A 14330-nucleotide genomic window follows, 5' to 3' on the forward strand; every position below is an offset into this window, starting at 1 on the left:
TGAAAGTCTTATCTTTGCGGCTCTTTAGAAATAACGACAATATTTTTGATATGACAACCATTGAAATAAAAGGGACAACAAGATCAGATTTTGGCAAAAAAGGCTCCAGAATAGACAGATCTAATGGTTTGGTTCCAGCAGTAATGTATGGTGGAGATGATGTAGTACATTTCACTGTCACGCCAGCATCAGTAAAAAATTTGGTATATACTCCTGATTTTAAAATTGCTGAAATTGATTTGGATGGAAAGCATTACAAAGCCATCTTAAAATCTGCTCAGTTTCATCCGGTTTCTGACCAGTTATTACACATAGATTTTTTAAAACTTATCGAAAAGACACCTATAAAAGTGGAAGTTCCTTTACGTTTTAAAGGCAGCTCACCGGGAGTAAAATTGGGTGGTAAACTTATACAGCAAATCCGTAAAATCAAGATCAAAACGACTCCTGAGTTTTTGGTGGATGAGCTTAAAGCTGATATCTCAAAACTTGATTTGGGTCAGGCATTAAGAGTAAGAGAAGTTACTGTACCTAAGGGTGTGGAAATTTTAAATAACGCAGCTACTCCGGTAGCACTTATCGAGATACCTAGAGCACTTAAAGCTGCTGCTGCTGCTGAAGCGAAAGCTGCAGATAAAGGTGGTAAGAAGAAAAAATAAACTTTTATAAGCTATAAGAAATTGTAAAGAAAAGGGTTGGTCAGGTCGGGTCAACCCTTTTTTTATTGAATTTTAATGGACACTTTTAGACATAGTTATTATATTTACAAAATTATTTGACTTAAAAGTTTTGAGATCATGAAGTTTCCTGTGTATGTAGTCCTGACAATCTTTTTTTTATCGTATTCAATTATTGATGCACAAAAACTACCTGTCGATTACGTCAGACCCAATTTAGGTTCTTATCATGCTCGATGGTTTTTTTATACTCCAGCTTGTGTGCCGTTTGGATTGGCCAAACTTGCTCCACATACCAATGCCTACGGTAGTATCGGGAGCTGGTTGCCATGTGGCTATAGTGACAGCCACTCTTCTATTGAGGGTTTTGGCCACTTTCATGAGTTTCAGATAGGAGGATTGGTGACCATGCCTACTACAGGAAAATTGCAAACTGTGCCGTCTACGGATGAGAAGCCTGATGAGGGATACAGGTCGAGATTTGATAAAAAAGATGAACAAGCAGAACCAGGTTACTATTCTGTCTTGCTCAAAGATACGGGCATCAAGGCAGAGCTCACAGCTACTACAAGAGTGGGATACCACAGATATACTTTTCCAAAATCCGATGCTGCATATATCATCTTTGATATAGGTCATAAGCAAGGTGAAAGTGGAGATGTGATTGATTCATATATCAAATGGGATGGAAAAAATACTATAGAGGGGTATATATACACCTATCCGGAATATGCTAAGTTTTGCGATCCCGGGCAGTATGTAAAAATGTACTTTTATGGAAAACTTAGTAAAAATGCTGCATCGTCAGGAAGTTTTGTTGACAGTATCATCACACCTGGTCCGAGCATGTCCAAAGGAACACATAATGGTTTGTATCTTAAGTTTAAAACCCTGAGCAAAGAAGTCATAGAAATGCAAATGGGACTGTCATATACCAGCATTGAAAATGCAAAAAATAATCTCATAACAGAAACAAAAGGTCAAACATTCAATACTGTAAGAGCTTCAGCCAAAAATAAGTGGAATGAAAAATTGGCAAGAATCAAAGTCACAGGTAAAAATGAAAATGACAAGATAAAATTCTATACAGGATTGTATCATGTGCTGCTGGGTAGAGGATTGGCCAATGATGTCAATGGTCAATACGCTCTTCCGGGAGGTAATACAGGAAAATTACCATTGGACAAAAAAGGACTTCCGGTAAGAAATCACTACAATACAGATGGTATGTGGGGCGGATGCTGGAATCTCGGCCCACTATGGGCGCTAGCTTATCCTGATTATTTTTCAGATTATATGCAATCCAATATAGATTTTTCTGATCACTCCGGCTGGTTGCACGACGGGCTGGCTGCGGGGGTTTATACCAATGGCGTACAGACCAATTTTATGGGATTGATGATGGCATCGATGTATCATAGTGGCATCCGTGATTTTGATATTCAAAAAGGCTATGAAGCATCAAGGAAAACGGAATTGGTGTATGAAGGCAGGAATCTGGGAAACGGAAAGTATGATCTTGAATATTTTATAAAACAAGGATATATCCCCAATTACGAGTACAAACTTTCTAATGGCTGGATATTTACATTTGGTGCATCACATACCCTGGAATATAGTTTTACATCTTACGCTGTAGGACAGTTTGCCAAATCACTTGGAAAAACAGATGACTATAAAAAGCTCACAAAGATGGCGGAAGGATATAAATTGTTGTATGACCCTGAGACTAAATTTATGAGGCCAAGAGACACGACCGGAGCCTTTATAAAAGACTTCAATGAAATGACAGCCTGGGTGGGATTTCAGGAAGGAAATGCCTATCAATATACTTGGTATGCACCACATGATGTCAAAGGTCTTATCGGTTTGCTGGGTAAGGATTACTTCAATAAAAGGCTGGAAAATATGTTTACAGTATCGCAGAAGTCGGGTTTTGGTGGCGGAAAGGAAATTCATAGTTTTTCCGGAATCGAAAAGATGTACAATCATGGTAATCAACCCTGTCTGTTCAACTCCTGGCTGTTTAATTATTCCGGCCAACCATGGCAAACGCAAAAATGGACCAGAGCTATCTGCAATGAATTTTATGGATTGGAAGCCATCGATGGTTACGGGTATGGCCAGGATGAAGATCAGGGACAGATGGGAGCATGGTTTGCACTTACTTCTATGGGGCTTTATGATGTACAGGGCCATGCAGCATCCAAGCCTACTTTCCAGATAGGAAGCCCACTCTTTGATAAGATAGAGATAGACCTGCATCCCAAATATTATGGTAAAAATAAAGTCACTATCGAAACCATCAATAACAGCTCATCCAATATATACGTGCAATCAGCCACACTGAATGGAAAAACACTGGACAATAGCTGGTTTTACAGAGATGAATTGATGAAGGGCGGAAAACTTGTATTAAAGATGGGTGACAAACCCAATACAGCGTGGGGCGTGAATATCCCACCACCATCTATGAGTGATGAAAAAGAATAAGAATTTTTTAAAAAGTTGTAAAGCCAAATAATAAAAGTTTAAACATACCTTAATTCAAAACCTGCAAATTTAAACAAAAAAAAACTGGAATACAACTATAAAAGGTCAAAGCATTTTTCACCAAACTTATTTTCTTAAAAAAGAAAAATCACTTATGATTAAATTACTACTCCAAAATCAACCTATCAATATCAGATACTGGAATGTTTAATTTTGACGCGATGTCAGACTTTGAAACTCTCAATTCAAGCAGGAATTTTATTGCTTCCTCTTGCTTTCTTTACGCTTCCTCTCTTAGTTTACGCTCATCAACAATTCTATTTTCATAGTCCTGAAGTTCTGAAAGGAAGTCGTCCTCCACAATCATAATGTCCCGAACTTCCTGTTCCTGGGTTGCACTTTGTAATCTGCGGATGATGGGTCTGAATTTCTCTGGAAAATCTGTCTCTTTTACATTCATTATACGATGATTTTGTGCTCTGTTGTCCTGATCAAAGATGCTTAATAAAACTTCCAGCTCATCGCGACGAGATTTGCGCAATGAAGGAATATTTATAATGATACCTTCATGAAAAAGGGCGTCTATGAATTTGGTTTTGGATGCTAATACTTCATTCGAATACCTATCTTTTACTGTCCGGGTGATATGGATGACAAGATAATTTTAAAATTCTGAAAATGACTCTCCTAAAAAGTAAATAGGTAATATCGGTATTCCAGATTTGAATGTGTTTTTGGCGTGATCATCGGCCCATTCAAACAAATTTTCATTCATATACTGTTTTCCGAGGTACTTTCTGAATCTCATGTTTTCATTAGTGAATTTGGAATTCTGTACTTCGATGATGATCAGTTTTTAATTGCCATCTTTTTCCTTAATACGGGCTGAGAAATCCAATCGATAGATGGATAAATTGAAAACAGTATAACGTTTTGATAATTTTTTATCATCATCAACTTTGAAATGACTTAGCTCTTGTGGCAAAAATTCTAATTCGATGATGTCTAAATCTGTAAGTGTGGACAATATAATTTTGGCCACCTTATTGTCTTCCATCAAGTATTTAAAAACGACATCATATATGGGATTTGCTATCTCCATTCTCCAAATTATATTACAAAGATATAACAAAATGAACAATCATAATATGATTTTTTTTTGAAGCATTTGAACAAGCCCCAATGGTCGCATTGAATCATAACAATTCATACATATGAACATCATATCCATTTTGAAGCTTAACTTTTCTGGGTGTATCCCATTCTTTCATTCGATCGCTAAAGGTTCTATATTTCTCCCTTCAGGCCGGTCTACCGATTAGGCATGGTATTGGGTAAAAAATGGTTGATTATAATAATATATTTGTTTTCGGGGCAAGCTCAAATTTAAAATTTTGACAAAAGATGTTTACCTAAACAGAAAATTGAATTAATAAATATTAATACATAATTATAAGATATACAATATATTATGCATTATTTTTTTGCAATTTTTTTCTGCCCACCATTAGTTAAGGTATACTCAGATAAATAAAAAGCCCACTGCTATCTGATAGCCTCCAGTAAGACAATATCGAACGCCGAATTGACAGCAGCACTACCATTTTTGACTTCTGACGCCAAACCTGAATAATGATCCAAAAGCTTTTGCCCATCTTTAAAGATGGTACTTACTGGTATGGATTTATTGCCTTTCAGCTGATTGACAGCTATAATGACTTTATCTACAAAGTTACCCTCAGAGTAGCTTCTTGAAAAAACATCCTTTTCAATCAGAGTATGTTTTCCTGCTCCTATGGCAATGTGCTTCCTTCTGAATGTACCGAGTTTTTGCCAGTGTACCAGCAGGTCTTTGGTTTGGGATGTACCCGTGTCTTCCCAGTTCATATAGGATCTGAGTGTGGCATCACCTTGAGCCTGAACATCAAGCCTTCTTCCTGTCTCGTCACCATAATAAATCTGAGCAATACCGGGAGCAAGCAATAGCTTAGTAGCTGATTCGTATGTTTTTGTTCGCAACTTGTCAAAAGGACTACCATCATCATGAGAAGAAACGTAATTCATTACAGATTTTCCTTTCAAGGGTCCGTTAAGTAGCTGATCATACTTTTGAAAAAACTCGGTCGCAGGTTTTGTGGCATCATATTTAAAATCAAAGTTGATAAGTGCATCAAAACCATTGGCAAAGTAATCCACCGTTTTATCTCCGAAATCAAAATTTCTTCCGGATCCGATGTTGTAATTGTACACTTCGCCCACCATAAAAAATGGCTGATTGTGCTGCAAATCAGACGGGTTTGCTTTTTTCCAAGTATCAAAAGCATTGACTGATTCTTCATATAAAGTTTTCCAAACTTCTTCTTCTGTATGTTTTACAGTATCTACCCTGAAACCATCAATTCCATATTTTCGTATGAGGTCAGTCAGCCATTTTATAATGTAATAATAAGGTCTGCGCGGATATCCTGTTCTCTTGAAAAATGCATCCAGTTCTGCTAATTCTTTTTCGTATCTTCCTTCCTTTTTCCATTTTTCTACAAGATGGGGTGGTAGCTGTACTTCCAGGGTAGATTCAGTTTTGACATCAGGGAGATTGTCCACAAGTGTACAGGTAATAGTAGAATTATATCCCTTGTAGGTGCATTTGGGGCTTGTCCTAACCCAATCATCCGGCCATTGAATATCAGTTGCTGTAACAGGTCCGGTATGATTGATTACGGCATCCATCAGGATACGAATGCCTTTTTTGTGGGCTGCTTCAACCATATCTTTGACATCTTTTTCTGTACCCAGTCTGGTATCAATTTTAGTCCAGTCTTTGGTCCAGTAGCCATGAAAACCATAGGAAAATCCGGTTCCTTCATCAACGCCTTCCGTGATGTTCTCTACCAATGGAGTCATCCAGATGGCATCAACTCCCAGCTTTTCAAAATATCCATCATTTATTTTCTGAGTGATCCCTTTTATATCTCCTCCCATAAATCCACGATATGGAGCAGGAGTCTTTGAGTGATTAAAATCATTGCTTTTATCGCCGTTATTAAACCTGTCTGTCAGCAAGAAGTACACTGTAGCATTGCTCCATGAAAATGCATTTTTTTGTTGATGACTTGTCAATTGTTTTGGCGCATTACATGCCGTAACTAAAAAAATCACCCATAAAAAGGTCAAGAAATTTCGTACTACCATGATTACTGAATAAGTTTTTTGAGTTGCAAATATAGTAAAAATTTAGGGCTATACTCTTTATAGTTTGGGTGCAGATTCTTTTTTTTTGGGTACGGGATCATGACCGTGGCCGCCCCAGGGATGGCAACTCAATATTCTTTTGACACCCAACCATATACCTTTCACCGGACCCCATTCTTCTATTGCTTCGATCATGTACTGCGAGCAGGTAGGCTGGTATCTGCAGTTCTGCCCTAGTAATGGCGAGATCAGCATTTGGTAAAGTCTGACCGGAATTACAAAAAGTCTTTTAATCATTTGATACATCATAGCAAATAGGTTTCTGTGACTTTTTTATCATCAAATATTGTAAAAAACTTTTTCTTTTTGTTGACTGTGAAGTCCACGATATTTTTTTGATCGTTGAAAAGCTCTGTCAGTATCTTATTTTCTATTTCAAAGGTTTTTATGCCGCGCACTCCGGATATCTCAAGATAGCACCAAACAGCGATTTTGTCTTTGGACAACTCTTTACCTAACATTTCAGCGGTGTAAAATTTGCCATTGACTTTTAGGTTTAGTTTTTTGTTAATATAATTTTCAATGACTTCATCACAGTCTTTGCTTTCCTTTTCTGTAGCTATAAACAAGCCTTTTCTGCCTGTAAGTGCAATTGCATTCTCCAGATCGTCCAAAAAGATGTGAGCTGCTATCTGTACATCTCCTGATGTGGTTTCATAGTTGATCTCACATCGGCTGAGGTGGAAATCATGCGCAGTTTTCATCTCATTTTGATACTCCGTTTTTATACAAAGCAACATACAATATAAAGCTACAATCATATCAGCTTATCACATGATGAATCTTAGTCTAACACGGATTTCAGATTGATTGTTCCTCAAAGGCACAAAAAAAAGCCGGCATCATATGCTGATAGCCGACTTTTCAAAACTATTATTCACCTTTTAAAAGTCAAAACCTGATCTTAGGATTTGATACGATATAACCTTTACATCGCAACAAGCCCTTACTTTTTATCTCCGCTTACTTCTTCAAACTCTACATCTGTGACATCATCTGCCGCACCTTGGTTGGTACCTGCATTTTGCTGTGTATCCTGAGGACCACCGTTGCTTTCTGCATTTTGCTGCGCAGAATAGATGTCCTGAGATGCCGCCTGCCATGCAGCGTTCATTGCTTCTGATGCTTTGTCCACTCTTGCGAGATCTTCTAGCTTATGCGCTTCTTTGAGTTCTGTAAGTGCACTTTCTATAGCTGCTTTTTTATCTGCAGGTATCTTGTCACCTATTTCTTTCATCTGCTTTTCTGTCTGGAAGATAAGACTGTCAGCCATATTGAGTTTTTCGGCTCTTTCTTTGGCTTGTTTGTCTGTATCAGCATTGGCAGCAGCTTCTGCTTTCATTTTAGCTATTTCTTCCTGTGACAATCCTGTGGATGCTTCGATTCGGATATTTTGTTCTTTACCCGTACCTTTATCCTTTGCTGACACCTTGAGAATACCATTGGCATCCATGTCAAAAGTCACTTCTACCTGCGGAACGCCTCTAGGTGCAGGTGGAATACCGTCCAAGATAAATCTTCCTACACTTCTGTTGTCTCTGGCCATAGGTCTCTCGCCTTGCAATATGTGGATTTCCACACTCGGTTGGTTGTCAGCAGCGGTAGAGTAAGTTTTTGTCTTTTTTGTAGGTATGGTACTATTGGATTCGATGACGATGTCAAATACATTGCCCATAGTCTCGATACCCAGAGATAGTGGTGTTACGTCAAGAAGTAAGACATCTTTTACATCACCGCTCAATACTCCACCTTGTATAGAAGCTCCCAGAGCGACTACCTCATCAGGGTTAACACTTCTGTTCGGTTTTTTGCCAAAAAAGTCTTCTACAGCTTGCTGGATGGCAGGTATCCTCGTGGATCCTCCTACCAGGATAACTTCATCAATATTACTTTTAGACAATCCGGCATCTTTCAATGCATCTTCGCATGGTTTTAATGTACGCTTGATAAGGCTATCAGCAAGACTCTCAAACTTAGCTCTTGATAGTTTCATAACTAAGTGTTTTGGAACTCCGTCGACGGCAGTCACATATGGCAGGTTGATTTCAGTTTCTGCAGAAGTTGACAATTCTATTTTTGCTTTTTCAGCGGCATCTTTGATCCTTTGAAGAGACATAGGGTCTTTTCTGAGGTCAACATTTTCCTGTGACTTAAACTCATCCGCAAGCCAATCGATGATGACCTGATCGAAGTCATCTCCTCCGAGGTGAGTATCTCCATTTGTAGATTTTACTTCAAAAACTCCATCACCCAATTCCAAAACTGAAATATCAAAGGTACCACCACCAAGATCAAATACTGCGATGGTGCTGTCTTTATGTTTTTTGTCCAATCCATAAGCCAAAGCTGCTGCTGTAGGCTCATTGATGATACGCTGTACTTTCAATCCGGCAATCTCTCCCGCTTCTTTAGTCGCTTGTCTTTGTGAGTCATTGAAGTATGCAGGAACGGTGATCACCGCATCTGTCACTTCCTGACCAAGAAAATCTTCGGCTGTTTTCTTCATTTTCTGAAGTACCATGGCTGATATTTCCTGAGGAGTGTACAATCTGCCATCGATGTCTATTCTTACGGTATCATTGTCACCTTTGACTGCTTTGTAAGCTACTCTGCCTGCTTCTTTGCCCACTTCACTAAACCTATTGCCCATAAATCTTTTGATGGAAGCGATGGTTCTTGTAGGATTTGTGATGGCCTGTCTTTTTGCAGGGTCACCTATTTTGCGCTCTCCGTTGTCCAGAAAAGCTACTATGGAAGGAGTGGTTCTTTTGCATTCTTCATTGGCTATTACCACTGGCTCGTTGCCTTCCATTACTGCAACACAAGAGTTGGTGGTTCCTAAGTCTATTCCAATTATTTTACCCATTTTGAATTATGATTTTTATATTTTTTTGTAATGTAATTTTGTAAAACTGTAATATCATAGACAATCTGCGTGCCAACCGAAAATGGGCGTTTGTTTCTGCCAAAATGAATGCATTTGTGGCACAAAATTGGGATACAAACTGACAGAACGTCAGAAATTTATTGAAAATTCAGACTTTTTGTGATCTGTCCCCTTCTGAGTGAATCAAGGGTAACCGGAGTGAGTCCGATATTATTTCTGGTGAGTGTAGTTGCTGAAGAAAAAATTCCCAATGCTCCATTGCTCAGGTTGGTATACCTGGGTATTTCACCTGATGATGTGATACCAAGATTGGCCTGACCTATAGTAACATAGTCTTTTAGTTCTTTACCACCTGATGTGATGCTGATGGAGGCATTTTGAAAATATCGTTTGATCCCGGGATTTTTATCCGTGAGAGCTCCCTGAAAAAAATCATAAAACGACCTTCCTTGAAATGTAATGTCAGTTTTTTCTGTATTAGTGACAAGGTCCCAAACTACTGACTTGTCCGAAAGCTTGCCATCTTTTTCTTCTTTGATAAAAAAGGTAAATTTTACATTATGGATGACTGCATTATTATCTCCAAACCATCGCACCCGAAAATCTATATTATTTTGAAAAGACAACAAAGCTGATGCGTTTGGTGATGTGACATCTTCATTTTTTAATGGATTAAGAAGGGTTGTCGTAGCTTCACTCAACACAACACCATCATTTTTTATGATCTTGATTTTATATTGCTGGCCCGGGATCAAAGTTATATCTGATTTGCGGATCTTATACAGATAATTGGGAGCATCCGCAAAAGCACCCTGAGATCTTTTATATCCCTCACTATTACCGTCTACACGCTGCAGAGCAAATTCTTTGCCGGTGGTAACCTGTTGAAGTCTAACGGATATGTCATTAAAGTACAATTTTGAGATATCTTTGGCAAGGGTCAATGCTGATGTCTTGCTATCGATAAATGCTCTTTCTACTCTGATATATATTGCAGTATCTGAGGGTGAAAGCATACCATATACCACTGGAATTTCAGTTTCCGGTTCTGTGAGTTCAAAATCATTGGAGCATGAGGATATTACTATATGAAACACTAAAGTTAACAAAATAAGTACCCATATCTTTGACATACTCAGAAGGTTTATTTTTTTGCAAAAGTATATAATATTATGCTGTAACTCAGCAATATGGAATAGAAAAGCATAAATGATGTAGATTTTATGTTGAATCCCGATTAAAATATTCTAGTACAGCTACTAATTTTCCAACATGATTAAGAATAATGGATCATTGGCACTACATGGCATCTCATAAACTCTGCATAGACAATAAATTCTATTTTGGATTCGCTGGTGCTTCAAGTTTTTTGGAAAAACCAAACATTACAAATGTATATAATATTTATTACACTCTATATCAAAATTATATTACCTTAGCGCTTCGTATTCAAAACGCTTTGTTTTATGGCATTACGATATGCTGCCATTATATTATTCGGGATATCATTGCTTGCAGTTTTTCTGGGCCAAAAGCCTGTGAGACTTGACGGTCATACTACAGAACTGTCGGAAGAAATCAATATCATTCTGGAAAGGGATTCATCCTTAGTGATGAAGTATTTTGGAAGTGAAAATGACAAACAAATCCTGTCATCACTGTCCAGTTCACCATTTTACTTAGAAGTCTACAGACAGGACAGTATAGTTTTCTGGAATGATAATACATTCATTTCTGAAAATCCTCAGACTGAATTTAAACGAATCACAAGATGGGGTGATAGTTTGAATTACGCTATCGTAAGCCTCAATTTGAATCAAACAGATTATCATAACAAGATATTTAACAAATGGAAGTTTTATGATGTAAATTCAAAGCCGGATTTTGATAAGATACAAATAAGAAATTCAGTTTTGAGTTTAGACTATTTTGACGGTGCCCGCATTCAGAATTATTGGAAAAAAATGGCATGGATAGCCCTTTTTGGTAGCATTGTATTGATTTCTATCATACTTCTTTTCATTATCAAGTCAAAGATTTCCACTTCCTTCAGATCTGCCACGTACCCAACGATCTTATTAATAATGATATTGGGAGTTTATGGAGGATTGCATGGTTTGCCGGTATTTTACAGTTATTTCGCAGGAAATACATATCTAACTATCGCAGAACATGCCGGAATCAACATATATCAGATGATAGCCGGGTTATGGGCATTTGGCGTATTGATTTACATGAGTGTAATGATTTTTCGCCATTCGACATGGGTCACAGCCAAAACTACTCTGATGGCATGGCTGATAGGATTTTATACCTTTTTTATATTTGGAGTGAGCGTTTTTGTCATTGAAAAATGGGTACTGCATTCTGATGTCAACCTTGAAATTGAATCACTTCTGCAATTCAATTACCTCAGTTTTTTAGTGATCATCTCATTATTAACACTGATGATGATGATATTCCACAGCACACAACTGATGTTTGAATGGATGCATCAGCAACAATTGAAGGGTTATTATAAAGCGGGCATTTTAGTGACAGGATGGATTGGTGCTTATATCCTGCTCAGAATGGCAGGATGGCTCAATGTTCCGGCAATACTATTCTTTGTGTTTATCGCGTCTTACACGCTTATATTGGATGCCTATACTGAAAAGAAAGAAAAGAAGATCACTTACCTTATTTGGTGGATGATGATGTTTTCAGGATTTTTGGCTGTCACACTGTTTTATTTTGGTTTAAACAAAGATGTACAAACGCGCCAACGTTTTATGTCAGCATATTACCATGATTTTGACCCTGCGATAGTGACTTCATTAGAGATGCTCAATGACAGTTTGGTGGCAGATGATGTGTTTACAAAAATTGCTTCGATGGATCCCAATACCATGCTTGACAATAAGGATTTGAGTGAGTACATAGGCCGACATGCAGATTCTCCAATTGAAATTTCTACGGAACTTTTTAACAAACAGCGAGGCACCACTCTTTTTTCCAATCATTTTTCGGACTACTACAAGCTCAATGAATCATATCTTCATTCCAGAGCGGTAGGGAAAAACATCTATCATCATCCTTTTGAAAACTATTATTATTCAAGATTTGAAATTGCCGGATCAGACTCAGGTGCTACTTCCTGGTACTTGTTTATCATCTACAAAGTCGGAAAATCAACATCGATTCATGGCCAAAATTATAAAGACTTTGGGTATGCTGTTTTTCATCATGATCAGCTTATTGAAAAAAGAGAAAATACTCAAGCATCTCCTGATTTCAAAATACTAAGTTCGCTGATGGAGACCAATATAGAAAAAGGGTATTCCTACGTTGTGTCAAAGCCATCAGATCACTATCGTATAGTATCATGGAAAAAGGTGTCCGGTTTGATTAAGCCTATTTCCTTATTTTCATTTATGTTTACATTGATAGGTCTTATAGTAATCCTTTTCACCTGGATAAATACTAAATATGATTTTCTTCCAGACAATCTAGGTGTAAAATTTGGATCAAGTGCATCACTAAAGACAAAAATACAGTTTGCTATCATCCTTTTGATAGTCGTTTCATTTCTTATCATCGGCGTCATCACTGCCTTATATTTCAAAAACCTGATTGTCGCAAACCAAAAGTCAAAAAATATACAAGAAACTGAATCGATACTTAACAACATCAATACATCTATCCAAAACATTGATGAAGTAGGTTATGGTCTCAATTATATCAACAGCAAGCTGAAAGATCTCTCTTATATCCACAATAAAGCACTGAGTCTATATGACTACACCGGTAAGCTGGTGGGAGCTACATCCGATGAAAACATGCATTTGCGCGTTTCATACAATATCTGGTCCGGCATCAATTATGATCAACCTGAAGATCATGAATATGTACCGCTTTTTATGGGAGAGAACAAGGTGACACGAAAAATTCCATTTGCATTTATTGACATAGATCATCAATCATACAATTCATCGTCCAATATATTGGATTTTCTCAGTACCATTTTAAATGCTTATATATTTTTATTTTTAATTGCAGGAGCTATTGCCATTACCATTTCAAATTCCATTACCCAACCGCTGAGTATTCTGGCCGAAAAGCTCAAAAAATTTAAACTCGGTAAAACCAATGAACTTCTTGAGTGGAATTCAAATGATGAAATCGGAGCTTTGATACATGACTACAATAACCTCACACTGGAAGTAGAAAAAAGCGCAGGACTACTCGCTAAAACTGAGAGAGATATAGCCTGGAGAGAGATGGCAAAACAAGTAGCACATGAGATCAAAAACCCGCTCACTCCGATGAAACTCAATATCCAATATCTGGAAAAAACTGCAAAAGAGTATCCGGAACGCGCACATGAGATGATACCAAGAGTTTCTTCAGTACTGATAGAACAGATAGATAATCTTAGTCAAATAGCCAATGAATTTTCAAATTTTGCTGCTATGCCACAGGCATCAAATGAAAAATTTATACTCAATGAAGTTGTAGAAACCATACATGATCTTTTCAGAAAACGAGATGATATGGATATCAATATGATCGAACCGATAGATGATTTGTATATTTTTGCTGATAAAAACCATCTTGTGCGTATTCTGAATAATCTTTTGAAAAATGCCATTCAAGCCATACCGGAAAAACGAAGAGGAAAAATAGAAATAGAGCTCAGCAGAAAAGGAAATGAAGCAATCATACGGATATCAGACAATGGCACCGGCATCCCTGACCATATGAAAGATAAAGTCTTTACCCCCAATTTCACTACCAAGAGTTCTGGCACAGGACTTGGTTTGGCGATTTCCGCCAATATGATAGACTCATTTAATGGAAAAATTTATTTTGAAACACAGGTCGGAAATGGAACTGATTTTTATGTTTCCATACCGTTGATGCGTATAGATGAGCCTTCGAGAGATGAAACAAGAGTGACTCTGGAAGATTGATGATCTTAATGTCGTAATCAATACCAACTGTCACAAAGCTAAAACTTAATGTGAAGAAGATCAAAAAGCAGG

10 protein-coding genes are annotated in these 14330 nt (G+C 37.5%); 3 read left to right on the plus strand and 7 right to left on the minus strand.

Annotated features, from left to right (window positions below):
* The first annotated feature begins 50 nt into the window (after positions 1–50).
* On the plus strand, positions 51–659 hold the full coding sequence (locus IPK35_04830) for a 50S ribosomal protein L25 (GenBank protein ID MBK8052611.1): 609 nt from the start codon (positions 51–53) through the stop codon (positions 657–659).
* Between the two features lie 138 nt (positions 660–797).
* Entirely contained in the window at positions 798–3170 is a 2373-nt protein-coding gene (locus IPK35_04835; protein ID MBK8052612.1) for a GH92 family glycosyl hydrolase, read from the plus strand.
* Positions 3171–3450: 280 nt separating this feature from the next.
* Here the strand turns inward: IPK35_04835 and IPK35_04840 are convergent, their stop codons facing one another.
* The 7 genes from IPK35_04840 to IPK35_04870 all read right to left on the minus strand — a co-directional run bounded on the left by IPK35_04840 (position 3451) and on the right by IPK35_04870 (position 10439).
* Entirely contained in the window at positions 3451–3711 is a 261-nt protein-coding gene (locus IPK35_04840; protein MBK8052613.1) for a hypothetical protein, read from the minus strand.
* 315 nt (positions 3712–4026) lie between these two features.
* Positions 4027–4272: a hypothetical protein gene (locus IPK35_04845; protein MBK8052614.1), complete on the minus strand. Its 246-nt coding sequence runs from the start codon at positions 4270–4272 to the stop codon at positions 4027–4029.
* Between the two features lie 443 nt (positions 4273–4715).
* Positions 4716–6359, minus strand: coding sequence for an alpha-amylase (locus IPK35_04850; GenBank protein MBK8052615.1), 1644 nt, complete (start codon positions 6357–6359; stop codon positions 4716–4718).
* Between the two features lie 57 nt (positions 6360–6416).
* Positions 6417–6665, minus strand: a complete 249-nt coding sequence (gene yidD, locus IPK35_04855; GenBank protein ID MBK8052616.1) for a membrane protein insertion efficiency factor YidD — start codon at positions 6663–6665, stop codon at positions 6417–6419.
* The gene (locus IPK35_04860) at positions 6665–7123 is read right to left on the minus strand and encodes a peptidase E (GenBank protein MBK8052617.1); all 459 of its coding nucleotides are present in this window, start codon (positions 7121–7123) and stop codon (positions 6665–6667) included. The genes yidD and IPK35_04860 overlap by 1 nt, the downstream gene beginning before the upstream one ends.
* Before the next feature lie 242 nt (positions 7124–7365).
* Positions 7366–9285 (minus strand): molecular chaperone DnaK, encoded by a 1920-nt coding sequence (gene dnaK / locus IPK35_04865; protein MBK8052618.1) that lies wholly within the window; start codon positions 9283–9285, stop codon positions 7366–7368.
* A gap of 158 nt (positions 9286–9443) precedes the next feature.
* Positions 9444–10439 carry a DUF4249 family protein gene (locus IPK35_04870; protein MBK8052619.1) on the minus strand — a complete coding sequence of 332 codons (996 nt, stop codon included), beginning with the start codon at positions 10437–10439 and terminating at the stop codon, positions 9444–9446.
* Between the two features lie 333 nt (positions 10440–10772).
* Between IPK35_04870 and IPK35_04875 the strand changes: the two genes are divergently transcribed.
* On the plus strand, positions 10773–14258 hold the full coding sequence (locus IPK35_04875; protein ID MBK8052620.1) for a GHKL domain-containing protein: 3486 nt from the start codon (positions 10773–10775) through the stop codon (positions 14256–14258).
* The last annotated feature ends 72 nt before the right edge of the window (positions 14259–14330 follow it).

The sequence above is a fragment of the Saprospiraceae bacterium genome (assembly GCA_016713025.1).
In the GTDB taxonomy this organism is placed as follows: Bacteria; Bacteroidota; Bacteroidia; order Chitinophagales; family Saprospiraceae; genus OLB9.